This is a genomic window from Hasllibacter sp. MH4015 (assembly GCF_020177575.1).
In the GTDB taxonomy this organism is placed as follows: domain Bacteria; phylum Pseudomonadota; class Alphaproteobacteria; order Rhodobacterales; family Rhodobacteraceae; genus Gymnodinialimonas.
This window is the reverse complement of sequence record NZ_JAHTBK010000001.1, coordinates 703,560-727,834: the sequence shown is the minus strand read 5'-3', so window position 1 is coordinate 727,834 and position 24,275 is coordinate 703,560. Positions and strand designations below refer to the sequence as shown.

At 64.5% G+C, this 24,275-nt stretch carries 26 protein-coding genes; 14 read left to right on the top strand and 12 right to left on the bottom strand.

Annotation, left to right across the window (positions count from 1 at the left end):
* Window positions 1–149 precede the first annotated feature (149 nt).
* The 6 genes from hmgA (at window position 150) to KUW62_RS03940 (ending at window position 5,321) form a co-directional block, all read left to right on the top strand.
* Window positions 150–1,505: a homogentisate 1,2-dioxygenase gene (gene hmgA / locus KUW62_RS03965; protein ID WP_370632841.1), complete on the top strand. Its 1,356-nt coding sequence runs from the start codon at window positions 150–152 to the stop codon at window positions 1,503–1,505.
* 133 nt (window positions 1,506–1,638) lie between these two features.
* Window positions 1,639–1,995 (top strand): DUF1428 domain-containing protein, encoded by a 357-nt coding sequence (locus KUW62_RS03960; protein WP_224814216.1) that lies wholly within the window; start codon window positions 1,639–1,641, stop codon window positions 1,993–1,995.
* Window positions 1,992–2,636, top strand: coding sequence for a maleylacetoacetate isomerase (maiA, locus tag KUW62_RS03955; RefSeq protein WP_224814215.1), 645 nt, complete (start codon window positions 1,992–1,994; stop codon window positions 2,634–2,636). Before KUW62_RS03960 ends, maiA begins: the two co-directional genes overlap by 4 nt.
* Before the next feature lie 68 nt (window positions 2,637–2,704).
* Window positions 2,705–3,955 (top strand): fumarylacetoacetase, encoded by a 1,251-nt coding sequence (gene fahA, locus KUW62_RS03950; protein WP_224814214.1) that lies wholly within the window; start codon window positions 2,705–2,707, stop codon window positions 3,953–3,955.
* Window positions 3,956–4,029: 74 nt separating this feature from the next.
* On the top strand, window positions 4,030–4,980 hold the full coding sequence (locus tag KUW62_RS03945) for an MBL fold metallo-hydrolase (protein WP_224814213.1): 951 nt from the start codon (window positions 4,030–4,032) through the stop codon (window positions 4,978–4,980).
* A 5-nt stretch (window positions 4,981–4,985) separates the two neighbouring features.
* Complete coding sequence (locus KUW62_RS03940; protein WP_224814212.1) at window positions 4,986–5,321, top strand: hypothetical protein; 336 nt, start codon at window positions 4,986–4,988, stop codon at window positions 5,319–5,321.
* Between the two features lie 273 nt (window positions 5,322–5,594).
* Here KUW62_RS03940 and KUW62_RS03935 read toward each other — a convergent pair whose 3' ends face one another.
* Window positions 5,595–6,233 carry an HdeD family acid-resistance protein gene (locus KUW62_RS03935; protein WP_224814211.1) on the bottom strand — a complete coding sequence of 213 codons (639 nt, stop codon included), beginning with the start codon at window positions 6,231–6,233 and terminating at the stop codon, window positions 5,595–5,597.
* A gap of 92 nt (window positions 6,234–6,325) precedes the next feature.
* Here KUW62_RS03935 and KUW62_RS03930 point away from each other — a divergent pair, with 92 nt between their 5' ends.
* Window positions 6,326–7,930: an FAD-dependent oxidoreductase gene (locus tag KUW62_RS03930; protein ID WP_224814210.1), complete on the top strand. Its 1,605-nt coding sequence runs from the start codon at window positions 6,326–6,328 to the stop codon at window positions 7,928–7,930.
* Window positions 7,927–8,115, top strand: a complete 189-nt coding sequence (locus tag KUW62_RS03925; protein WP_224814209.1) for a DUF2783 domain-containing protein — start codon at window positions 7,927–7,929, stop codon at window positions 8,113–8,115. The genes KUW62_RS03930 and KUW62_RS03925 overlap by 4 nt, the downstream gene beginning before the upstream one ends.
* A gap of 105 nt (window positions 8,116–8,220) precedes the next feature.
* Here KUW62_RS03925 and KUW62_RS03920 read toward each other — a convergent pair whose 3' ends face one another.
* The 7 genes from KUW62_RS03920 to KUW62_RS03890 form a co-directional block, all read right to left on the bottom strand.
* Window positions 8,221–8,568: a VOC family protein gene (locus KUW62_RS03920; protein WP_224814208.1), complete on the bottom strand. Its 348-nt coding sequence runs from the start codon at window positions 8,566–8,568 to the stop codon at window positions 8,221–8,223.
* Between the two features lie 45 nt (window positions 8,569–8,613).
* Window positions 8,614–9,006 (bottom strand): GFA family protein, encoded by a 393-nt coding sequence (locus KUW62_RS03915; RefSeq protein ID WP_224814207.1) that lies wholly within the window; start codon window positions 9,004–9,006, stop codon window positions 8,614–8,616.
* Between the two features lie 64 nt (window positions 9,007–9,070).
* Window positions 9,071–9,844, bottom strand: coding sequence for a 5-deoxy-glucuronate isomerase (gene iolB, locus KUW62_RS03910; protein ID WP_224814206.1), 774 nt, complete (start codon window positions 9,842–9,844; stop codon window positions 9,071–9,073).
* The gene (locus tag KUW62_RS03905) at window positions 9,841–11,013 is read right to left on the bottom strand and encodes a phytanoyl-CoA dioxygenase family protein (RefSeq protein ID WP_370632840.1); all 1,173 of its coding nucleotides are present in this window, start codon (window positions 11,011–11,013) and stop codon (window positions 9,841–9,843) included. Before KUW62_RS03905 ends, iolB begins: the two co-directional genes overlap by 4 nt.
* 2 nt (window positions 11,014–11,015) lie before the next feature.
* Window positions 11,016–11,783 (bottom strand): ATP-binding cassette domain-containing protein, encoded by a 768-nt coding sequence (locus tag KUW62_RS03900; protein ID WP_224814205.1) that lies wholly within the window; start codon window positions 11,781–11,783, stop codon window positions 11,016–11,018.
* Window positions 11,784–11,785: 2 nt separating this feature from the next.
* The gene (locus tag KUW62_RS03895) at window positions 11,786–12,925 is read right to left on the bottom strand and encodes an ABC transporter permease (protein ID WP_224814204.1); all 1,140 of its coding nucleotides are present in this window, start codon (window positions 12,923–12,925) and stop codon (window positions 11,786–11,788) included.
* Window positions 12,926–13,042: 117 nt separating this feature from the next.
* Complete coding sequence (locus tag KUW62_RS03890; protein ID WP_224814203.1) at window positions 13,043–13,993, bottom strand: sugar ABC transporter substrate-binding protein; 951 nt, start codon at window positions 13,991–13,993, stop codon at window positions 13,043–13,045.
* Window positions 13,994–14,171: 178 nt separating this feature from the next.
* Here KUW62_RS03890 and KUW62_RS03885 point away from each other — a divergent pair, with 178 nt between their 5' ends.
* The gene (locus KUW62_RS03885; protein ID WP_224814202.1) at window positions 14,172–15,170 is read left to right on the top strand and encodes a LacI family DNA-binding transcriptional regulator; all 999 of its coding nucleotides are present in this window, start codon (window positions 14,172–14,174) and stop codon (window positions 15,168–15,170) included.
* 52 nt (window positions 15,171–15,222) lie between these two features.
* Here KUW62_RS03885 and KUW62_RS03880 read toward each other — a convergent pair whose 3' ends face one another.
* From KUW62_RS03880 to KUW62_RS03870, 3 genes are read right to left on the bottom strand one after another with little or no spacing between them, the layout of a single operon-like run.
* Entirely contained in the window at window positions 15,223–16,359 is a 1,137-nt protein-coding gene (locus KUW62_RS03880) for a Gfo/Idh/MocA family protein (protein WP_224814201.1), read from the bottom strand.
* 39 nt (window positions 16,360–16,398) lie between these two features.
* Entirely contained in the window at window positions 16,399–17,289 is an 891-nt protein-coding gene (locus KUW62_RS03875; protein WP_224814200.1) for a sugar phosphate isomerase/epimerase, read from the bottom strand.
* An 11-nt stretch (window positions 17,290–17,300) separates the two neighbouring features.
* A complete protein-coding gene (locus tag KUW62_RS03870) occupies window positions 17,301–18,404 on the bottom strand; it encodes a Gfo/Idh/MocA family protein (RefSeq protein WP_224814199.1) in 1,104 nt (367 codons plus the stop codon).
* Between the two features lie 121 nt (window positions 18,405–18,525).
* On the opposite strand from KUW62_RS03870, the gene iolD reads away from it, so the two are divergent.
* The 5 genes from iolD to iolG are packed head-to-tail and all read left to right on the top strand — an operon-like array spanning window position 18,526 to window position 24,046.
* Window positions 18,526–20,397: a 3D-(3,5/4)-trihydroxycyclohexane-1,2-dione acylhydrolase (decyclizing) gene (gene iolD / locus KUW62_RS03865; RefSeq protein ID WP_224814198.1), complete on the top strand. Its 1,872-nt coding sequence runs from the start codon at window positions 18,526–18,528 to the stop codon at window positions 20,395–20,397.
* Entirely contained in the window at window positions 20,397–21,365 is a 969-nt protein-coding gene (iolC, locus tag KUW62_RS03860; protein WP_224814197.1) for a 5-dehydro-2-deoxygluconokinase, read from the top strand. The genes iolD and iolC overlap by 1 nt, the downstream gene beginning before the upstream one ends.
* A gap of 13 nt (window positions 21,366–21,378) precedes the next feature.
* Window positions 21,379–22,218, top strand: coding sequence for a 5-deoxy-glucuronate isomerase (locus KUW62_RS03855; RefSeq protein WP_224814196.1), 840 nt, complete (start codon window positions 21,379–21,381; stop codon window positions 22,216–22,218).
* Window positions 22,215–23,057: a class II fructose-bisphosphate aldolase gene (locus KUW62_RS03850; RefSeq protein WP_224814195.1), complete on the top strand. Its 843-nt coding sequence runs from the start codon at window positions 22,215–22,217 to the stop codon at window positions 23,055–23,057. Before KUW62_RS03855 ends, KUW62_RS03850 begins: the two co-directional genes overlap by 4 nt.
* Window positions 23,054–24,046, top strand: coding sequence for an inositol 2-dehydrogenase (gene iolG, locus KUW62_RS03845; protein ID WP_224814194.1), 993 nt, complete (start codon window positions 23,054–23,056; stop codon window positions 24,044–24,046). Before KUW62_RS03850 ends, iolG begins: the two co-directional genes overlap by 4 nt.
* A gap of 1 nt (window position 24,047) precedes the next feature.
* Here the strand turns inward: iolG and KUW62_RS03840 are convergent, their stop codons facing one another.
* Complete coding sequence (locus tag KUW62_RS03840) at window positions 24,048–24,242, bottom strand: hypothetical protein (protein ID WP_224814193.1); 195 nt, start codon at window positions 24,240–24,242, stop codon at window positions 24,048–24,050.
* Window positions 24,243–24,275: the final 33 nt, after the last annotated feature.

Here is a 24,275-nt window from a genome sequence, read left to right as displayed (position 1 = left end):
CGTAACCGGAGGGTCATGACCCGCCCGGACCGAAGCACACGTTACACGCACGTCCGGGCGGCACCTGAAACCGCCTCAATCGCCCATCTCTCTTCTTGTTAGTTACAAAGGTAACTGTTATCTCCCATACCAAGCACGGGAGATCCATGATGAACGAACAAGCCACCCCCCGCCCGATGATCCAGGCCCCCAGCCATCCCGGCCCGCACGAGGGCTACATGCCCGGCTTCGGCAATGATTTCGAGACGGAGGCGCTGCCCGGCGCACTGCCGCAGGGGATGAATTCGCCCCAGAAGGTGAACTACGGCCTCTACGGCGAACAGCTGTCGGGGACCGCCTTCACCGATGTGCGCCCCGAACGGACGTGGTGTTACCGCATCCGGCCATCGGTCAAGCATTCCCACCGCTACACGAGAATCGACCTGCCCCATTGGCGCTCCGCCCCCGATGTGGACCCGGATGTCACGTCGCTTGGGCAATACCGCTGGGATCCCGTGCCCCATTCCGACACGCCGCTGACGTGGCTCACGGGCATGCGCACGATGACCACGGCGGGGGATGTGAACACCCAGGTCGGCATGGCGTCACACATCTACCTCGTGACGCAAAGCATGGTGGATGAATACTTTTTCTCCGCCGACAGCGAGCTTCTGGTGGTGCCGCAGGAAGGCCGCCTGCGCTTCTGCACGGAACTTGGCATCATCGACCTGGAGCCCCAGGAAATCGCGATCCTGCCGCGCGGCCTGCTTTACCGGGTCGAGCTGCTCGACGGCCCCGCCCGCGGCTTCGTGTGCGAGAATTACGGCCAGAAGTTCGAGCTTCCGGGCCGCGGTCCCATCGGAGCGAACTGCATGGCCAATCCGCGCGACTTCAAGGCCCCCGTTGCGGCCTACGAGGATCGCGAAGTGCCCTCCACCGTCACCATCAAATGGTGCGGCCAATTCCACGAGACCAAGATCAACCAAAGCCCGCTCGATGTCGTGGCCTGGCACGGCAATTACGCGCCCTACAAGTATGATTTGAAAACCTATTGCCCGGTCGGCGCAATCCTGTTCGACCATCCCGATCCGTCGATCTTCACCGTGCTCACCGCACCCTCGGGCCAGCCCGGCACCGCCAATATCGACTTCGTGCTGTTCCGCGAACGCTGGATGGTGGCCGAGGATACGTTCCGCCCGCCCTGGTATCACAAGAACATCATGTCCGAGCTGATGGGCAACATCTATGGCCAGTACGATGCCAAGCCCAAGGGCTTCGTCCCCGGGGGCATGAGCCTGCACAACATGATGCTGCCCCACGGCCCGGACAAACAGGCCTTCGAGGGCGCGTCGAACGCCGATCTGAAGGCGGAGAAGCTGGACAACACGATGTCCTTCATGTTCGAGACCCGCTTCCCCCAGCACCTGACCACCTTCGCCGCGCGGGAGGCACCGCTGCAGGACGACTACATTGACTGCTGGACCACGCTGGAGAAGAAGTTCGACGGCACGCCGGGCAAGAAATGACGACAACCGCCTGGCTCATCATCGCCTGCGTGATTGCCGTGACAAGTGCCGCGCCGCTCGTCATCATCGCCGTTGCGCGCCGCGCGGGTCGGCGCAGAACGACACAAGACTGATCGCATTCGGGAGGATGCCAATGCCCCATATCGACGGCTTCGTGATCCCCGTGAAATCCGCCCGCAAGGCGGAGTATGTGGCGATGGCGCAGCGCATGATCGACCTGTACCGCAAGCACGGCGCAACCCGCTGCGTGGAGGCGTGGGGCGAAGGGATCGACCACGGCGCGCGCACTTCCTTTCCCCGCGCGGTCGAAGCGGCGCAGGACGAGGCGATCGTGTTCTCCTGGATGGAATTTCCCGACAAGGCCACAAGCGACGCCGCGCACCAGGCCGTCTGGTCAGACCCCGAGATGGACGCGATGATGCAGACCGATCTGATCGACGGAAAACGCATGATCTTCGGCGGGTTCGAAACGGTCCTGGACGTCCGATGATCCTCTATTCCTACTGGCGCTCCACCACCTCCTACCGCGTCCGCGCGGCGCTGAATCTCAAGGGCGTCCCTTACGAGACGCGCGCGGTCGATCTGGTGGCGGGCGATCAGACGACGCCCGATTACCTCGCCCTCAATCCCGGCGGCGGTGTCCCGGCCCTGCGTCTCGACGATGGCACGATCCTGACCCAAAGCCTCGCCATCATCGACTATCTCGACGCGACCTTCCCCGAGCCGCCGATGCTGTCGGGCGACACCACCACGCGGGCGGGCCAGCTTGCCGTGGCGCTCTCGGTGGCCACCGATATCCATCCGGTCAACAATCTGCGCGTGATCGGTCAGCTCAAGGCCCGTTTCAACGCCTCCCCCGACGACGCGAAGGCGTGGATGCAGCACTGGATGGCCGAAGGCTTCACCGCGACGGAGGCGCTTCTGCCCGACACGCCCGCGCCGTTTTCCTTTGGCGACGCGCCCACGCTGCCGGACCTTTGCATCACCGCGCAGGCCTACAATGCGCATCGCTGGGGCCTCGACCTCGCGCCGTTCCCCAAGATCGCCCGGGTGGAGTCTGCCTGCCTCGCAAACCCGGCCATCGCCGCCGCCGCGCCCGAACGCCAACCCGATGCGGCCCCGCCGCCCTGATCCCCGCCCTTGCCCACAAAACGCCCTCCGGCGCGCCGATCCGCCGCGCCAATACACGAAAGCCATACATGTCCGACCTGATCAAAAGCTGGCTCCCCTCCGCCAACGCGCCCGAGACGGAGTTTCCCCTCAACAACCTGCCCTATGGCGTCTTCTCGGTGGATGACGGGGACCTGCGCTGCGGCGTGGCCATCGGGGACCGGATCGTGGACGCCACGGGGCTGGAGGCAGCAGGCCACCTGCGCCCGGACCCCGACGCCGACGTGCTGGACGCGCCCTACTGGAACGATTTCATGGAACTGGGCCCCGCCGTGTGGGAGGCCTATCGCCTGGCACTCACCGCGATCCTTGCCGAGGGGGCGAGCGATGACGTGCAGGACCTCATCACAACCTTCTCCGTGCCAATGGCGCAAGCCACCCTGCACATGCCGTTCCGTGTGGCCGAATACACCGATTTCTACGCGGGCCGTCACCACGCCACCAATGTCGGCACCATGTTCCGGGGCGCGGAGAATGCGCTGCCGCCCAACTGGCTGCACATCCCCATCGGCTACAATGGCCGCGCCTCCTCCGTCGTCGTCTCCGGCACCGATATCCGCAGGCCCTGGGGGCAGTTGAAGGCCCCCAATGACGATGCGCCCCGGTGGGCCCCGTCCGCGCGCTTCGATATCGAACTGGAACTGGGTGCCATCGTGGGCCTGCCCTCCGACGGCCCGCTGAGCGTCGATCGCGCGTTCGAGCATATCTTCGGATACGTCCTTCTGAACGACTGGTCCGCCCGCGACATCCAGGCTTGGGAATACCAGCCTCTGGGTCCGTTCCAGGCCAAGGCCACCGCCACGACCATCAGCCCCTGGATCGTCACCGCCGCGGCACTCGCGCCCTTCCGTATCCCCACACCGCCCCGCGAAACGCCGCTTCTTCCGCACCTGGCCGACACGTCGCCCATGAACCACGACATCGCGCTCAGCGTCACCCTGAACGGAGAGACGATTGCCGAGACCAACGCCAACGAGCTTTACTATTCCGCCGCTCAGCAACTGACCCACCACACCAGCGCCGGTTGCCCGATGCGCGCGGGCGATCTGCTCGGCTCCGGCACCATCTCCGGCCCCGAAAAACACCAGCGTGGGTCGCTGCTGGAACTGTCATGGGGCGGGAAGGAGCCGCTGGAGACCGCCTCCGGCCCCCGCTCGTTCATCGAGGATGGCGACACGTTGGCGCTGCACGGTGCGGCGCAAGGCGACGGCTACCGGATCGGCTTCGGCCCCTGCACCGGCACGGTGCTGCCCGCCTCCGACGATCCACTTGCCCCCTGACCGCGTCCCGGTTCCGGAGATACCAACAAAGACCCGCGCGCCTTGCCCGCGCCAACCCACGAAAGTGACACCACATGGCCAAAGCCTTCGCCTCCCAAGGCGACATGACCGAAAAGACAATCACCTTCGATGAAATCGGCGACGGGCTCTATGCCTTCACCGCCGAGGGCGATCCCAATTCCGGCGTCATCATCGGCGACGACAGCGTGATGATCGTGGAGGCGCAGGCCACGCCCCGCCTTGCCCAGAAGGTGATCGACTGCGTGCGCACCGTCACCGACAAGCCGATCAGCCACCTGGTGCTGACCCATTACCACGCCGTCCGCGTCCTCGGTGCGTCGGCCTATGGCGCGGACCAGATCATCATGTCCGACACCGCGCGCGCCATGGTGGTGGAGAGGGGCCAAGAGGATTGGGACAGCGAATTCCAGCGTTTCCCGCGCCTCTTCGAGGGGCATGAAAGCATCCCCGGCCTCACCTGGCCCACCACCACCTTCTCGGACGCGATGAGCGTCTATCTCGGCAACCGCCGCGTCGACATCGGCCATGTGGGCCGCGCCCATACCGGAGGCGACGCGGTCATCCACGTCCCCGATGCAAATGTGCTGTTTACCGGCGACATCGTGGAGGATCACTCCGCCTGCTATTGCGGCGATGGTCACTTCGCCGATTGGGGTGACACGCTCGACAATATCGCGGCCTTCCAGCCCGACGCCATCGCGCCCGGTCGCGGGGCCGCGCTGATCGGTGAGGACGCGGTTGCCCGCGCCATCGCCTCCACCCGCGATTTCGTTGACAGCACCTACGCACCCGCCGCCCGGGTCGCGGCCCGAAACGGCTCGCTGAAGGAGGCCTGGGACGCCGTGCGCGCCGAATGCGACCCGAAATTCAGCGATTACGCGATCTACGAGCATTGCCTGCCCTTCAACGTCGCCCGCGCCTATGACGAGGCGCGCGGCCTCGACCACCCCCGCATCTGGACAGCGGAACGCGATATCGAGATGTGGGAGGCGTTGCAGGGATAGGGCCCGTGACCGCAATGACCCTGATATTCTACGTCAGCACCGCCGCGGTATTCGTGACGGGTGGGTCTTGGCTGTATTGGGACTGGCGCATTCGGCGGTCCAACGAACAGCCGGGTTTCGCAGGGGGTGGCGGGGCCATTGAACAACCGCGCCTGTCCATCCTCAGACTGCGCAGGACGAAAAGCATGTTCGCTATGCTGGTGGCCGGAGGTGTTTCAATCACATTGATGCAGTTAAACAAGGCCCTTTGCCATTTTCCAATCAGCGACGGCAGCGACAACGCAATCTGCGACGTCTCCTCTGATGGCAGAGGTCAACCGGTACCATCCGCTGAGCAATAGCTGGGCCTGGTCAAGGAGCCGAAACATGATCTTCGCAATCTTCGCCCACCCCCTGCGAACCCACCTTCGCGCCGCCGCAACGACGTGTCACAGCCACCATCCGGCCACCCCGCTGCCGTCGCCTGCAAGATCGCGGCCGGTCCCCTGTCTCCCCATCTACGCACCAGCCCCTACGACCTCCGCAACCCACCGCCCCGGCGACCCCGCCAAACGGAAAGAGGGCGCAGGCCCCCTCCGGCCCACGCCCCACAATCCGGTCGTTCGCCGCGCGGCTCAGGCGGTTTCGCCCTTGCGCGCAGCCCAGGCCGTCGCCACATGGGCGACCCCGGCGAATGTCAGCTCCACGCCCAGGAACAACCCCAGGATGGTGAGGGAGGATGCGGGCAGGGTCGCGAAGATCATCACGCCCAGGACGGCCGTCAGCACGCCCGACGCCACGATCCAGCCCCAGCCTTCACGCTCCCGCATCCGCACGCCGATCCAGATCCGCACGACGCCCATCACAAGCAGGAATGCCGCAACAGTCAGCGTCAGCGACAGCAGCCCCGCCAGCGGATTGGCCCACAACGCCACGGCGAAGATCACGGCAAGCAATCCGCCAAGGCCCCCCAGAAGCCGCCCGCCCGTGGTCCCGTCCTCGTTCTTGAACGCCAGCCACATCGCGATGGCACCGCCGACCAGGAACGCGGCCGCGAACAGGCCATTGGCCACGAGCGACGCGACGAACGGGTTCAGGAAGGCCACGAAGCCGCCGATCAGGTACACGATCCCGGCGAACAGCATCCATTTCCAGTTCAGGTTGGGACGGTCGGCTGATCCTTGCGCGTCATCGTCCGTCGCCTCCGCGCGGGCGACGACCGGGTCCACCGGCTCGGGCGCGCCGGAGCGCGCATCAAAGGTTGCATCAGACATCGAATACCTCGTTGGGTCGGTTGCGTCTTCTTCCGGGAAACGCGCATATCCCGGCCCCGGTTCCCATTCGCAACATTGTCGGAGGTCCTGACATGGTCGGCGCAACCTATGCCCTCGCCCACGAACTCTACCCCTATGACCCCGTCACCGCGCGCGCCGGCCACCACCCGGTCGTAATCATCGGCGGCGGCCCCATTGGCGTGGCGACCGGCCTCGACCTGGCGCAGAAAGGCACGCCTGCCCTGATCCTTGATGACCACGACGGCGTGGGCCAGGGTTCCCGCGCGATCTGCTTCGCCAAACGCACGCTGGAAATCGCCGACCGCCTCGGCGCGGGTCGCGACATGGTCGACAAGGGGGTCGTGTGGAACGTGGGCCGGGTGTTCCATGGCCCGCAGGAGGTCTTCAATTTCAACCTCCTGCCCGAAGACGGCCACAAGAATCCCGCCTTCATCAACCTCCAGCAACCCTATTTCGAGAAGTTCCTGATCGACGCGCTCCGCCGGGCGGAGGCGGCCGGTCAACCGATCGAGATCCGGGGCCGCAATGTCGTGACCGGCCTGACCCAGTCGGGCAATCACGTCACGCTCGACATCGACACGCCGGACGGTCCCTATCAACTGACCGCCGATTACGTCATCGCGTGCGACGGGGCCCGCTCGCCCACGCGGCAGATGATGGGGTTGAGCTTCGATGGCCGCGTCTTCGAGGATAACTTCCTCATCGCCGATGTCCGCATGACAGCCGATTTCCCCACCGAACGCTGGTTCTGGTTCGAGCCGCCGCTGGCCGAAGCCCCGCAATCGGCGCTCCTGCACAAGCAGCCCGACGATGTCTGGCGCATCGACTTCCAGCTTGGCTGGGACATCGACCGCGAAGCGGAACTCGACCCTGCGAAAATCCGTCACCGCATCGACGAATTCCTGCCCGACGGCACGGAATACGAGCTGGTCTGGACCTCCATCTACACGTTCCAATGCCGCCGGATGGACCACTTCCGCCATGGCCGCGTGATGTTCGCCGGCGACGCCGCGCACCAGGTCTCTCCCTTCGGCGCGCGGGGGGCGAATTCCGGCATTCAGGACGCCGACAACCTCGCGTGGAAACTGGATCTGGTCCTCAAAGGCCTCGCCCCCGACACCCTGCTCGACACCTACGACGCCGAGCGCGCCCACGGGGCGGACGAAAACATCCTGAACTCCACCCGCGCCACGGACTTCCTGACGCCGAAATCCGAGATGTCGAAGATCTTCCGCAACGCGGTGCTGACGCTCGCGCGCGACCATCCCTTCGCGCGACCCATGGTCAATTCCGGCCGCCTCTCCGTGCCCTGCACCTATGATGACCTGCCGCTCAACACGCCTGACGGATTGCCGGACGGCCCCGCGCGCACCCGCCCAGGCGCGCCCTGCCCCGACGCGCCGCTCGTGGAAGGCTACCTGCTCGACCGCCTGCCGGGGCGCTTCACGCTTCTCGCGCTCGATATGGATGCGCCCGACATCGCCACCGCGCTGCCCTTCGGCACGCTTACCCTGAGCGGTGCGGACCTGACCGATGCCCTCCGCGCGCGTTACCTGGGCGACGCGCCCCGCGCGCTCTACCTCATCCGGCCCGACCAGCACGTCGCGGCGCGCTGGCCCTCCGCCGATGCCGCCGCGATCCAAGCCGCCCTTGCCAAAGCCACGAGCCAGCCATGATTCTCAACACCGATCCCAACATCCCCGATCCCGACGGCTTCTACGATGAGTTGCTCGCTACGCATCAAGGCCTGACCAAGGATCAATCCGACGCGCTGAACGCGCGGCTCATCCTGATCCTCGCCAACCATGTCGGCGACCGGGACATCCTGCGCGCCGCCCTGGAGGCGGCTCAGAACGGCTGAGCCGATCGTTCCTCTTCCATGTGCCAAAAATATCCTCGGGGGGGCTGCCGCAGGCAGCGGGGGGCAGACAGCCCCCCTGCCGAGCCCGCCATTCGATCGCATCGCTCAGATATCGTGGAAGAAATTCAGCTCGTGACCCTGGGGGTCCGTTACGGTAAACTCCCGCAAATCCCACGGCGTGTCCCCCACGGGCCCTGTGATCGGCGCGCCGCGCGCCGTCAGGTCCGCATGCACCGCGTCCACATCCGCGCAGAAGATCCACAGGATGTTGGGCTGGATCTTGCCCTTGCTTTCCCGCAGGAATATCGCCGCCTCGCCATGGGCGACGCCACCGATGCGGCCGCCCTCGTGATACCATCGGATCTCGAACCCCAGATGGTCGCGATACCAGGCCTGCGCCTCCGGCACGTCCGGCACGGGCAAGGCGATAACGGGTTGAGCGATCGTGGGCATGGGCGGATCATACCATGATCGCCGGGCCTGTCCAAACCGGGCGCGCTACGACCTATCGATGATCGACCCCGTGTCCCAGGGCTGCGCCGCGCCGTCATAGATCGAGCGGTCCGGCGCATAAGCGCTCGGATCATCCAGCGATCCCGCATGCACATAGACCCGGTCCGACATCCGCGCGCTCCGCCGCAGGATCTGCGCCCCGCATTCCGGGCAGAAGCCGCTATAGGTCGGCTGGCCGGAGCCGCCTTCCATCTCGAAGATCTTGCACGCATCGCTGACCGAGAAGCCTTCCAGCGACAGGGGCAGCATGTCCGCATGTCCCGTGCCAGTCAGTTGCTGACAATCGCGGCAATGGCATCGAAAGCTCGCCGCGTCGAGCCGCGTGCCCTCATACGTCACCTGCCCGCATTTGCACCGCCCCGTGATCCGATCCGCCATGGCATGTCCCCCGGCCCCGAGGCTATGACAAAGGGGCCCGTTCGTCAGCCCCGCCTGGAGGGACTCACATCAGATGCGCGAAATCGGGGTGCGCCGCGAAGCGCCATTTGCGCAGCGGCCCGGCCATGACGTTGAGATAATACATCTCCACCCCGTAGGGCGTGCCGCAGGGATGATGCCCGCGCGGCACCAGCACCACGTCGCCATCGGACACCGCCATGGTTTCGTCCAGCGATCCGTCCTCGGTAAAGACTCTCTGCACGCCGAACCCCTTGGCCGGGTTCAGCCGGTGATAATAGGTCTCTTCCAGATAGGTGATGTTCGGAAAATCATCCTCGTCATGGCGATGCGGCGCGTAGCTGCTCCAGTGACCGGCGGGCGTGAACACCTCCGTCACCAGCAGGCTGTCGGCCACATCCCGATCCTCCATGGCGATGTTGTGGATGTGGCGCAGGTTCGTCCCCTCGCCCCGGTCCACCATCTCGATCCCCTCCGGCCCCAATTCCTGTGCGGGCCGATCGCCGGAGCCGGGCGCGGAACACACGGCCAGCACGCAATCCGTCACCGCCTCCACCCGCCAGGCCCCCGGCATATACGCGCAGGCGGGCGGCGTCTTCTCCCAGACGCTCATCCGCTCCCCCATCTCGCCCAGACCATCGACAACCGCGCGGCCCTCGACCAGCACAAGGATCACCTCGCGCCCCGCCACGCCGCCATCCGCCACCTCCCCCGGTGCCAGATGCCAAAGGTCGAAGCCCACAAATCCCCAGCCGGCCGTCTCGGGCGTGATCGCGTGGACGCGGCCGGACGTGCCACTCGGTTTCACCAGCAACGTCATCCCGCCCGCCTTTCCTTCAACCTGTCCAGCTCTGCCCCGAATTGCTCCGCCGACATGGCCTGTTCCAACGCGCGGCGGAACAGGAACAACATGCTTTCCGGGGCGCGCCCGCCAATGGGCGGATCGGTATCCAGATGCGTCGGAAAGGCATAGCCCTCCGCCGCCGCGTTGATCGCGGCTTCCATCTCTCCCGGCCCGAATTGCAGGTCCACCAGCATCCGCTGCACGACCGGGTACAGCAACCGGCACATCGCGTCCCGGTCCACCGCCTCCATCGCGCGGCCCATGCACGACGATACCTGGAACAGGTTCACCATCCGCTGCACGTCGCCCGTCCGGTTTTCGCCCGCGGCATGGAACATGGCGGGGTTGAAGAAGATCAGATCGCCCTTGGACAGGGGAAGCTGCACATGGGCCGCTTCGAACATCTCCGCGAAGTCGGGCCGGTGGAACGCCATGTAGCCCGGTCCGAAGCCTTGCGAAAACGGCAGCAGCTTCGTGGGCCCCGCCTCCAGTGGCACGTCGCAATGGGCCACGCCGCCCTGCAAGGTCAGCATGGGGGACAATTCGTGGATATGGGGCGGAAATTCCCCGGCATGGACGGGATCCATAAACCCCAGATGATAATCCCGATGCGCCTCCTGCGCGCGGCCGCCGGGGCGCACCACATTGACCTGCGCCGTCATCTGGTACCATGGGCCGACCCACGCCTCCGACACCGCATCAATCGCGGCGCAGCCGTGGTAGCGGGCGAAGATTTCGGGATCGGCCCGGCACAGCTTTTCCAGCGCGTTCCAGATCCGGGCATTCGTGCCTGCCTTGGCGAAATGATCGCCGCCGCCCGCGCCCGCCTCGGCCTCCTCTGCGATGATCCGCTCGAACACCTCCGTCGCCGCGTCGATCACGCCGGTGTCGCGATAGGCATTCTCGATCTTCAGCGCCCCCGGCCCCGAGCGCAGGACCCACATCCATTCCCGCATCAACGCCCATTTGTCATAGGTGTTCAGGATACCGCCATCGGCGGCCCCCGCGCTGACATCATAGACCGGCACATTCCCCTCGATCCGGGCGGCCATCGGCACGCTTGCGGGGTCGAGGCTCTGGCCGATCAGCGTGCGGAACGCCGCCACATCCAGGTCTTGCCCGAACCAGCCCCCGGCCATCGCCATGTTCAGACCGTCCCGCCGAGGGAGCCTTCAAGCTCCGCCATCTCCTGCCCCCCGGCCATCAGGTCCTGCAACTCCTCCGGCGTGATCTCGCCGCGCGCCGCGGTGCCCAGCGTCTTGCCGCGGTTGAGCACCGTGAATCTGTCGCCCACCGCCATGGCATGGCGCACGTTGTGGGTGATGAACACCACCCCGATGCCCGATTTGCGCACCCGGTCCACCGTGGCCAACACGTTGGAGGTCTGGCGCACACCCAGGGCGCTGGTCGGCTCATCGAGGATCAGGACCTTCGCCCCGAAATAGACCGCCCGCGCAATGGCCACCGTCTGCCGCTCGCCCCCCGACAGCGTACCCACCGCCTGATCGGGGGAGCGCAAGTTGATCCCCATCTTCTTCATCTCGGCCATGGTCGTGGAATTGGCCTTGTCGAAGTCGATGAAGAACCCCTTCTTCGGCTCTCGCCCCATCCAGAAGTTCCGCGTCACCGACATCAGCGGGATCATGGCAAGGTCTTGGTAAACCGTCGCGATCCCCGCCTCCATCGCGTCGCGGGGGGAGTTGAAATTCATCTCCCGCCCCTCGAACATGATCGTGCCGGAGGTGGGCTTGTGCACCCCCGACATGGTCTTGATGAAGGTCGATTTCCCGGCGCCGTTATCGCCCAGAAGGCAATGGCACTCCCCCGCCTTCACATCGAACGACACGCCGTTCAGCGCGATCACCGGGCCGAAATGCTTGGTGATATTCTCCATATGGACAATCGGATCGGCCATGATCAACGCTCCCCCGTGATGATGCGGCGGATATAGGTGTTCAGGATCACCGCCAGCAGCAGGATCACGCCAAGGAACACGCGGAACAGGCTCGATTCCACATCCGCGAAGAACAAGCCCTGCTGGACGACCCCGAAAATAAGCGCCCCCAACGCCGCCCCCATGACGGAGCCGTAGCCCCCCGTCAGAAGCGCGCCACCGATCACCACCGCGATGATCGCCTCGAACTCCTTCAGGATCCCCCGATCCGCGGCGGCAGAGCCGAATTCGAAGACTTGGCAACAGGCAAAGACCGTCGCACAGAACGCCGTGGTCATGAACATTGTGATCTTCACCCGATCCACCGGCACCCCCACATAACGCGCGGCCTGCGCGTCACCGCCCGCTGCGAAGATCCAGTTGCCGAACCGCGTGCGGGTCAGGATCGTATGGCCGACAATGACCAGCACGATCGCCCAGACGATCAGCATCGGGATGCCGTCGACCACCGGCTGCCCTTCCCGCGTGCCGCGCTGGAACGTGTCCACAAGTCCGATATCGGCCAGCCACACGAACAGCCACCCCATGATGTCGGAGGCGAAGAGGGCGGCCAGCCAATCGCCCTCCGCCGCCTCCTCGATCCCGCCGATGATAGTCCGGTTCTCGACCGTCTGGGGGATGAAGATGGTGAAGCCGCGCAAGATGAACAGGAAGGCCAGCGTCACGATGAAACTGGGCAGGCCCGTGCGCACCACGATGAAGCCGTTGATCGCGCCGATCGCGATGCAGATCGCGAAGGTGACAAGGATGGCAAGCCACATCGGCAGGCCCCAGACCACGCCGAACATGGCAATGGAAATGCCCGCGAACCCGATCATGGAACCGACCGAGAGGTCGAATTCGCCCGCCACCATCAGCATGCAGGCCCCCACCGCGATAATCATGAACTGGGCCGAGATCAGGGACCAGTTCATGATGCCCTGCGCGTTGAACATGCCGCTGTCGCCCGCCAGGATGCCGAAGAAGACGAAGACCGCAATGGTGCCGACGATCCCGCCCAACTCCGGCCGGATCAGCCATTGGCGCAGGCCTCCGATCTCCTTGATGCGTTCATCCTCCGGCCCGCCCGCTTGGGCCGCATTCCCCGTGTCACTGTCGCTCATCTGCGTGTCTCCCCCGCCACCTGTCCGGCTGCGCGCGCGCGCCGCCGTCACTGTCTCTCGTCAAAAGGGGCAGGCACCGTCACCGCTGCCTGCCCCGATCGTTCACGCCGTCAGGCCTCAGCGGTATTCGCCGGCCAGCGCCTCGACCAGCTCCAGACCGTCAGCGGTGATGAAACCGGGACCGGAGTTGATGTTGTTGCCCGGCAGAACGCCGTAACGGTGATAATTCGTCAGCACGACCACCGGCAGATAGGCCTGCAGGAAGGGCTGCTGGTCGATGCCCCACTCGATCACGCCGTCGCGGATACCGGCGACGATGTTCTCACCCAGGTCGAACGTGCCGAAATAGATGTCCCCGGCCAACCCAAGCTCTTCAAGCGCGAGGATCGTGGGATCGGCGGAGGTCGGCCCGAGGGTCAGGATACCGTCGGTGTCGGGGTTGGCGTTCAGATAGGCCATGACCCGGTTCTGGATCTCCTGCGGGTCTTGGCCCGCGTCGATCATCGACTCGCCCAGTTCCACGCCCAGACCATCCGCGAAGCCCTGGCACCGCTCTGCCACGACGGGGTTGGAGATCACGTGGTTCACGCACAGGAAGCTGGTCACACCATCCCCTGCCGCGCGTTGACCGGCGGCAAAGCCCGCGTCGTATTCCGGCTGGCCCACATACATCAGCGCACCCACTTCGCGGGCCTGCTCCGGCGTGCCGGAATTCATGATGATGACGTCGATGCCCGCATCGACCGCCGCGCGGATGCTGTCGCCCAGAACGGTCGGGTCGGCCAGCGTCGTGATGATCCCGTCGGGGCCGGAGGCTGCCGCCTGCTCGATGATGCGCGCCATGTCGGCGATGTCGCCCGTGGGCGGATTGCGGTATTCCACTTCCACGCCCATCTGCTCGCCCGCCAGGGTCAGGGCGTTGCGGATCGTGTTCCACCAGCTGTCGCTGTCGGGGGCGTGGCTGACAAGGATGTAGCGTTCGCCACCCAGATGGCCGTCGGCTGCGGCCATGAACGGCGTGGCCGCGACCAGTGCCGCGGCAGCAACCGTTTTCAAGAATGATTTCATGATGTCCTCCCAAAAGGTCTGTTGGTGGATCACGGCGCGGCCGGTCCACCTTGCCAGAAAGCGTAGCGGTGATTCCGATTCATTGCAACCGGTTGCAAAACCCTCTGGGTAATCGGATGATTTACGTCACCGGGGCGGGCTGTTACGCCGACGGGGCACGTGAAATCGAGGGCGAAAGATGGCGGTCACGCTGAAGGATGTTGCCGAACGCGCCGGGGTCTCCACCTCGGCGGTGTCGCGCACGTTCACCGATGGCGCCTCGGTCTCCGCCAAAACCCGCGCGAAGGTGGAAAAGGCCGCCGATGCGCTCGGCTACTCGCCCAACGCACTCGCCTCCTCGCTCACCACGGGCCGCACCAAGCTGATCGGCCTGATCTCCAACAACTTCCACAACCCCCTGTTCCTCGAAGTCTTCGACCGCTTCACGCGCGGGCTTCAGGATCGCGGCCTGCGCCCGCTTCTCGTCAACCTCTCCGATGAAACCGACCCGGTCCATTCCGTCCGCATGATGCGGCAATATTCCGTGGACGGTGCCATCATCGCCTCCTCCACCCTGCCGCCCTCCTTCGCGGAGGCGTATCGCGATGCGGGCATCCCCGTGGTCCATTCCTTCGGGCGCTACACCACCGCCCCGCAGGTCCATGTGGTGGGCATCGACAACGTCGCCTGTGGCCGGATGGCGGGTGAGACGCTGATCGCGCGCGGCTACAGACGCGTGGCCTTCCTTGGCGGTCCCGAGGGCGCGACCTCGACCCAGGACCGGGCGCTCGGGTTTCTCGGCGCGCTCCACGAACACCCGGAGATCGAGGTCTCCGTCAGCTACGCCTCGGCCTATTCCTTCGATGCCGGCCGGGTGGAGATGACCAAGCGCCTGATGGCCGACCCGGCGCAGGCGTATTTCTGCGGGGATGACGTGCTGTCGGTCGGCGCACTGTCCGCCGTGCAGGAGGCCGGGCTGAACTGCCCCCGCGACATCGGGATCATCGGGTTGAACGACATGCAGATGGCGGGCTGGCAGAATATCAACCTCACCACCATACGTCAGCCCGTGGCCCAGATCATCGGGGCCTCCATCGACCTGGTCATCGGCACGGTGGAGGATCCGACTCGCCATCCCGAAACCCGCCTCTTCCCCTGCAAGGTGATCGAGCGTGGGACGCTGCGCCCCTTGGGGTGATATTCTCGCGTATATACCGGAAATATACCGCAGATATACCGGCCCTATATCCCTATTTTCGCAACATCGGGGGGCGCGCATCGACCCAGGCGCCGCGCTGTTTCGCCGATGCCACCGCCCCGTAAACCGCCGCCATCGACCGCAACCCATCCTCCGCCGTGGGATAGGCCCCGTGCGCCTCCCCCCGGATCGCGGCGGCCAAATCGACATAGATATTCGCCACTGCCAGGGGGAAGCCTTCCGGGTGCGCAATCGCCACGCGGGACAGGCGCTGCGCCTCCTCCGACAGGCCGCCCTCGCCCTTCTCCATGATCTGCGTCCTGCCGCCCACGGGCGTGTAGAATACCTGGTTCGGCTGCTCGCTCGCCCACCGGAATCCTCCAGTCTCTCCAAAGACTTGGATGTCGAAGCCGTGCTGACGACCAACCGCGACGGAGCTTGTCCAAAGCCGCCCGACCGTGCCGTTTTCCATGCGGAAATTGACCATCGCGTCGTCTTCCAAAGTGCGGCTCGGAATGGTGCTGGCGAAGTCCGCCGACAGCTCCCGCACCTCGTCGCCCACGATGAAGCTGGCCATGTGCAGCGCGTGAATTCCGCAATCGGCAAATTGGCCCGACACCCCCGCCATCGCCGGATCATAGCGCCAGCGCACCCGCGGATTGTCCGCATCCGCCGCATCGCCATGGTGCCCGTGGGAGAACGAGGTTACGACAAGTCGGATTTTTCCAATGAAATCAGAGGCTACAAGGTGCTTCATCTCCCGCACCATCGGGTAGGCGGAGTAGCAATAATTGACCGCGCAGATCGCCCCGGACGCCTCCGCGATCTTTACGATTTCCTCCCCCTCCTCGACGCTCATCGTCATCGGTTTCTCGCACAAGACGTTGAAACCATTCTCCAAAAACGCCTTCGTGATCTCGAAATGGGTGGAGTTGGGGGTAGCCACCGTCACCAGGTCGACGCGATCATCGCGGGCCGCCTCCCCCGCCAGCATCTCCCGCCAGTCGCCATAAGCCCGATCCTCGGCTACCCCAAGACGCTGCGCATAGGCCCGACCCTTCTCGGCATCATGGTCCAAGGCCCCGGCAGATAACAGAAAATTGCCGTCCGCCTGCGCCCCCAAACGATGCGCAGGCCCGATTTGAGAGCCCTCCCCGCCGCCGATCATGCCCCAATTCAACCGTGCCATCACGCACCTCCCAAAGACCGAGCTTTCGCCCGGGGATCGTCAAAACCCAATGGATTCCAGGTATTTGCGGTTGGCCACTGCATCATCCATCGGCCGCACATCCAGCGTCGGATCGCAATCCTGCTCCACCGTGCACCAGCCCTCGAATCCGGCGTCCAGAAGCACCTTTCGCACCGCCGGAAACTGCACATCGCCCTGCCCCAGGTTGCAGAAAATGCCCTGCCCGCACGCATCATAGAACCCGGTGCCCTTCGCGATGACGTCGGCCTTCACCATCGGGTCGATGTCCTTGAAATGCATGTAGGAAATTCGGCCGATGTTCCGCGCCATGAACGCGACCGGATCGAACCCCGCATAGGAATGATGGCCGGTATCGAAACATATCTTAAGCGTTTCTTCAGGGATTTCATTTAGAAGTCTGTCCAGCTCCGGTTCAAAGTCCATGAATCCAGCAGCGTGCGCATGGATGCCGACAGTGAGGCCGTATTCCTCGGACCCCAGGCGTGCAATTCGGGCGATCCGATCGCGATACGCGGCCCACTCGTCGGCATCCATCTGCTCCGCCGCACTTGCCCGACCCGCCGTCGGCGCACGGCGCGGCGAGATTGAGTCAATCAAAACAAGGTGTTGCGCGCCGTGTGCCGTCAGAGCCTTGCAGGTCCGCACCGCCCCGTCCAGCACATCGTCCCACGCTGCCGGATCGTGAAACGGGCGAAAGACGACGCCACCGATCAGCTCCAGATCATGTTCCGACAGCGCCTCGGCCAGAACGACCGGATCTTCCGGCATGAAGCCCACCGGCCCCAATTCAATCCCCGTGTACCCCGCCTCCGCACATTCCTTCAGGACGCTGCGCCACGGCGGATTGCGCGGATCGTCCGCGAATTCGACGCCCCAGGAACACGGCGCGTTGCCGATACGAATGGTCATTATTTTCCCTTTCAGGTCTGAGGGATAGGAAGCCAGCTGCCGCGTTCAGCAGAGGTGAAGGCCGTGTCGATGATCGCCGCCACCTCCAGCCCGTCGCGGAAGGTGGGCCAGACGGGGGTGCCAGTTTCGATGGCGCGCAGGAAATCGCGCGCCTCGATAATGATCTGGTCCTGATAACCGGTCCCATGCCCCGGTCCCTGGCAGAAGGCGAGGTAGTCGGGATGCTCCGGTCCGGTCAGGATTCGCGTGAACCCGCGCGTCGCCTCCGTCCCCTCGGCCCGGTAGATGTGCACGGCGTTCTGATCCTCCTGGTCGAACCGGATCGCGCCTTTTGTGCCATGGATTTCATAGGCATAGCCCATCTTGCGCCCGGTCGCCGCGCGGCTGAAATAGAGGTGTCCCATGGCACCTTGCGCAAATCGCACCATCATCTGGGCGTGGTCGTCGTTGTCGACCTCCACGCCGCCGCGCATTGGATGGATCGTCTCGATCCGGGCCGAGAGTTCCGCAATCGGCCCCATCAGCGCCAGCGCGCAGTTTATCATGTGCGGCGACAGGTCCCCCATGCAGCCGTTCGCCCGCCCGCTGGTGCGCCAGTTCGCGGGCAAGTCCGGGTCGGCGAGGAAATCCTCCGTGTGCTCCCCCCGGAACCACGTGACATCGCCGATCGCGCCGTCCTGCAGCAGCTTGCGCACGAATTGCGTGGCGGGCGTGCGAACATAGTTGAAACCGATCATGTTGGGCAGGCCGCTCGCCTCCGCCGCCTGCGCCATCGCCTTCGCGTCATCCAGTGAAGCGCCGAGCGGTTTTTCGCAAAAGACGGGCTTTCCGGCGGCAAACGCCGCTTCGGCGATCTGACGGTGGGTAGCCTGGGGCGAGGCGATGACGACCGCGTCCACGCCCGGGTCGGCCACCACGTCGCGCCAATCGCCGCTGGATCGCGCGAATCCGTAGGCGTCGCGGTACCGCGACGCGGAGGCTGCATTGGACGCCGCGACCATTTCCAGCTGCGGGCGCAGGCCGGTGTCGAACACCGCGCCGACCGCCGCCATGGCCACCGCATGGGCCTTGCCCATATAACCGCCGCCGATCAAGCCAATGCCGATGCGCGCCATGCGATCCCCCCTCCCGACGATGCCTGTTGCAACCGGTTGCAAAACTCGTATCCTGAGACTCGGACACGCGCAATATGCAATCGTTCGGGGCCAACCCGAAGCTCACCAACGGAGAGATCCCATGACCTCAACGGACGGAACCTTCCGGCTGACCGTGGCGCAGGCCATCGTCCGGTTCCTGATGAATCAATATATCGAGATTGATGGGGTCGAGACACGGGTTTGTGGCGGCGGCTTCGGCATTTTCGGCCATGGGAACGTCCCCTGCCTGGGGGAGGCGCTATATCCGGTGCAGGATGAGATGCCGCTTTACCGGGGCCAGAACGAACAGAGCATGGGGTTTGCCGCGGCGGCCTATGCCAAATATCACCTGCGGCGTCGGTTCATGTTCTGCACCGCATCTGCCGGGCCTGGCACCGCAAACCTTCTGACGGCCTCCGCGCTTGCCCATGCCAATCGCCTGCCGATGCTGATGCTGTGCGGGGATACGTTTCTGACCCGTCTGCCCGATCCGGTGCTGCAACAACTGGAGCACTTCGGAAATCCGACGCTTGGCGTCAATGATGCGTTCCGGGCGGTCACGCGCTATTGGGACCGGATCACGCATCCCGCACAGATCATCCAGTCATTGCCTGCCGCCTTGGCCACCCTGCTTGACCCCGCCGATTGCGGGCCCGCGTTTCTTGGCCTGCCACAGGATGTGCAGGGGTGCGCACATGATTATCCCGCGTCGTTTTTCGACCGGCGTGTCCATCGCATTCGCCGTCAGCCGCCAGATGCGGCGGAAGTCGCCTACGCTGCGGCCCTGTTGCGACAGGCCAAGCGCCCGATGATCATTGCGGGCGGCGGGGTGCAATATTCCGGGGCGGTGGCCACGCTGACTGATTTCGCGGAGGCGCACCAGATCCCCGTGGTCGAAACGATTGCCGGACGGGCCAACCTGCTCGATGAAAACGTTCTCAATATCGGGCCGATTGGTGTGACCGGCTCTGATTCCGCCAACGCGATCGCGGAAGAGGCGGACGTGATCCTCGCGGTGGGGACACGGTTGCAGGATTTCACCACCGGGTCTTGGACCGCTTTCGCCAAGGACGCGAAATTCATCGGCCTGAATGTGGGCCGCCACGACGCCGCGAAACACCTGTCCCTTCCGGTCGTGGGGGATGCGCGCCTGGGGCTTGAGGCGCTTGGCGCGGTTTTGGATGGGTACGAGAGCCCGACGGACTGGACCGACAGGGCAAAGGCGGAACGCTCAACGTGGCGCGAATACGTCGCGGACAACGTGGCCCATGGCAATCGACCGAATTCCTACGCCCAGGCCATCGGCGTGGTAAACGCGCTTTGCGACAAACGGGACCGGGTCGTGGCCGCAGCGGGCGGGCTTCCGGCGGAAGTAACCGCGAATTGGCGCACATTGGATACCGGCACGGTCGATGTGGAGTTCGGATTTTCCTGCATGGGTTATGAGATCGCCGGCGGATGGGGTGCGCGCATTGCACAATCCGAACGCGAACCCACAGCGGATACCGTGGTTTTCTGCGGTGACGGAAGCTATCTGTTGATGAATTCCGACATCTACTCAAGTGTTCTGACCCAGAAGAAGATGATCGTTCTGGTGCTGGACAATGGCGGCTTCGCGGTCATCAACAAGCTCCAGAACAACACCGGGAACGAGAGTTTCAACAACCTCATCGCCGACTGCCCCACGGTGCCCGATGCCTTCGCCGTCGATTTCGAGGCCCACGCGCGGGCCATGGGCGCGGATGCCGTGACGGTCGCCAATCCGGCAGAACTGGGTGAGGCGTTCAAGCGCGCGAAGGCGGCGGACAAGACCTGCGTCATCGTCATGAAGGTCGATCCCTATGACGGCTGGACGACGCAAGGCCACACCTGGTGGGAGGTCGGGACGCCCGAAGTGTCCGACAATCCCGATGTTCGCGCCAAACACGCGGAGATTGAAGCGGACCGTACCAAGCAAAGGCAGGGTGTGTGATGCAACTTGCCGGAAATCGCTTCGTCATCATCGGACGCGCGGGCATGGACCTTTACCCCGACCCGCCCGGCACACGTACGGAGGAAGCGGTGAATTTCTTCGCCTGCCTCGGCGGGTCATCGGCCAATATCGGCGTGGCGATCACGAAGCTTGGCGGGTCCGCCGCCCTCGTCACGCGCGTGGCGGACGATGCGATCGGGCGCTTCGCCTGCAACCAGCTGGACCATTACGGCATCGACCGGACCCATGTACATGCGGAGGGCGGTGATGCCCGGAACTCCCTGGCGCTGGTGGAGACAAGAGTCGAGGACCATCAATCCGTCATTTACCGCAACGGTGCAGCGGATTTCGCGATGACGGAAGAGGACGTCACCGCCGTCGATTACGGGGCGTTCGACGCGCTCATCACAACGGGGACGGTGTTCGCGGCGGAGCCGTCCCGGACGGCGGCGTTTGCGGGATTCGAATGGGCGAAAGCAGCGGGACTTCCGCTGATCTTCGACATCGACTACCGGCCCTATACCTGGCCGTCTGCACAGGAGGCAGCGGAGGTCTATTCCCGCGCGGGTTCGATGTGCGATATCATCGTCGGCAATGACGTGGAATTCGGCTTCATGGCGGGCGACTACGATCAAGGTCTTGATAAGGCACGTGAATTAGTGGCCCAGGGGGCAAAGATCGCCGTCTACAAGATGGGGGAGGACGGGGCCGTCACGATCACGCCGGACGGCGAGTTTCGCACCGGCATCTACCGCACCGACGCCCTGAAACCCACAGGCGCCGGCGACAGTTTCATGGGCGGCTTCGTCTCGGGCCTGGCCGATGGCTTGGACATACGCGACGCGGTCCTGCAGGGATCCGCCGCCGCGGCGATGGTGGTCGCCCGCGTCGGTTGCGCGCCCGCGATGCCCACACGCGCCGAGTTACGCGATTTCCTGGATGGCCATCCCGGCCCGACCGTGGCCTGAGAGGACGAATTCGATGCATATCCCCCCCTTCGACAACAAGAATAAGGCGATCGTCGATATCGACGACGCGCATGTGCCGCTCACCTACTTCAATATCGTAAAACTGAAAGCCGGGGAACATTTTGAATATCGTCTGAAAGGGTACGAGACCTGCGTCGTTCCCGCCACCGGCACCGTGACGGTTGAGACAGGAGGCGAGACATTCACCGATATCGGGGACCGCGGCGCAGATGTCTGGGACGGGGAGCCGGAGGGCGTCTACGTGCCCACCGACACCGGTGCGAGGATCACCGCGCTGACGGATACCGAGACCTTCATCGCAGGGGCGCGGTTTGCCGAGACATTGACGGCTTTCGCGGTCCGTTCGACGGACCTTGACCTCGTGCAATATGGCAGTGATGATACGAAAACCCATCGGAAGATCAAGCACATACTTGGCGCAGGCCACCATGATCGCGTGGGTCGTTTGCTTGTGTCGGAGCTGTTCACCGTGGGCGCCGGTGGCTGGTCCGGGTTCCCGTCCCACAAGCATGATACGGACCGCCTGCCCGAGGAAACACGCCACGACGAATGTTACAATTTCCGGTTCAAGCCGGACTACGGGTCGGGGCTTCAGATGCTGCAGCGAGCCGATAACGAGCCGGGGGACGCATACCATATCATGAACGGATCAACGGTCCTGATCGACAAGGGCTATCATCCCTGCTGTGTCCTGCCGGGGTATGAAATGTACTATTTCACGATCCTCGGCGGATTGAGCCAACGGAGCCTTAAACAATACTTTCAGCCCACCCATGCGGAGCAATTGCACACGATCCCGGGGATCATGGACATGGTGGCGAAGTTCAAATGACGCTGGCCACCCTTGCAGAGGTCCTGCAGCCCGCGCGGCGCGACGGTTATGCTGTGCCGGGCCTTGTCTGCCTTGGCTGGGAGGACATGCGCGCATTCGTGGCCGCGGCGGAATTGGAACGCGCGCCGGTGATCTTGCAGGCAGGTCCGTCTTGCCGGGACCACACGCCCTTGCCGATCCTTGGCGCGATGTTCCGGTACCTGGCCGAAGGGGCGTCCGTTCCTGTCGTGGCGCATCTCGACCATGGATATACGCTCGAGGATTGCGAGGCGGCGTTGGCCGCCGGGTTCACGTCGCTCATGTTCGACGGGTCGCGCAAGCCGTTGGACGAAAACGTGAAAGAGACGAAGGCCGTCGTGTCCCTGGCCCATTCCGCCGGTATCTCCTGCGAGGGAGAGATCGGGTTTGTCGGCTATTCCGGCGGCGAAGCGAGCGCGGGCACGGACCCCGAGGAGGCGGCGTTTTTCGCCCGGGAAACGGGGGTGGATGCCATGGCGATATCCGTCGGCAACGTGCACCTGCAGCAGGATCACGAAGGCGGATTGGACGAGCCGCGCATCCGCGCGATCGAGGCCGTGACGGACGTGCCGTTGGTGATCCACGGCGGGTCCGGTGTGCCGACGGCGCAACGCCTGTCGCTGGCGACATCCTCGGGCATCTGCAAGTTCAACATCGGGACGGAGCTGCGCATGGCGTTCGGGGCGGCGCTACGGATGTCGGTGAACGCAGATCCTGACCGGTTCGACCGCGTCCACATCCTGCGCGACACCCACGATCCGACGGTCGCCGCAGCGCGCGCCGCGATCCGGTCCACTGGCGCTTCGGGGAGGGTGACATGATCCGCATCGGACTTCTTGGCTGCGGCCGCATCGGGCAGGTCCATGCCCGGACACTTCGAGCCATGGACGGCGCGCGGATCGTGGCGGTCGCGGACGCAGTAGCGGACGCGGCGCATGCGCTTGCCTCCGCAACCGGCGCGGAGGTCAGATCGACCGAAGATATCCTGTCGGCAAAGGATGTCGATGCCGTAATCATCGGCACACCGACCGACACGCATTTCGATCAAATCCGTTTGGCGTCAGAGGGTTCTAAAGCGATCTTCTGCGAAAAACCTGTGGATATGTCCGTCGGGAACATCCGCACGCTGGTCGAGGATATCAGAAAATCGGGCGTTGCCTTTTTCACCGCGTTCAACCGGCGCTTCGACCCGAATTTCGCCGCTTTGCAGGCCCGGCTGCGGGACGGAGAGATCGGCGCGATCGAGCTGATCCAGATCACCTCCCGCGATCCTGCGCCGCCGCCGATCTCCTACATCGAAAGTTCGGGCGGGATTTTCCGGGACATGATGATCCATGATTTCGACATGGCGCGCTTCTTGATGGGGGAGGAGTTCAGCCATCTCAGCGCCGTGGGGTCCTGCCTTGTCGATCCGGAAATCGGGAAGGCCGGCGATGTCGATACAGCCGCGGTGACGTTGACGACCGCATCGGGGCGCATCTGCACGATCACCAATTCTCGCCGCGCGGCCTATGGCTACGATCAACGGATCGAGGTCCACGGCGTCAAGGGCATGTTGCGGGCGGAGAATATTCTTGAGACCTCCGTTGAAGTCGCGACCGAGGCGGGGTTCCGCCGCGCGCCCACGATGCATTTCTTCCTGGAACGCTACGAAGCAGCTTATGCCGCTGAAATGAAAGCGTTTATCGACATGCTTAACGGTAAAGACACGGCTGTTCCCGGCATCGAAGACGGGCTGCGCGCGCAAATCCTTGCTGACGCGGCGAGCCGTTCGCGTGAGACCGGAATGCCGGTGGCGCTGGAGGATTAGGTCACTCCGCCCCGTCCTTCGGCCAGGCGACGATCAGGGTCCAACCGAGGAAGCCGCCGATCCCGGCAAACAGGTAGGCCCAGATCGTGTTGTCGAAGCTGAGTTCGACGAAGGCCCAGGCAAATGGGGCCGCCACAAGCAGATACCGACGCCAGGCCGGTTGGAAGAAGGGGTGCTTGGGGTCGATCAGGCGCATGTGACCCGTGATGCCAGCCCTGTCCGGCCCGCG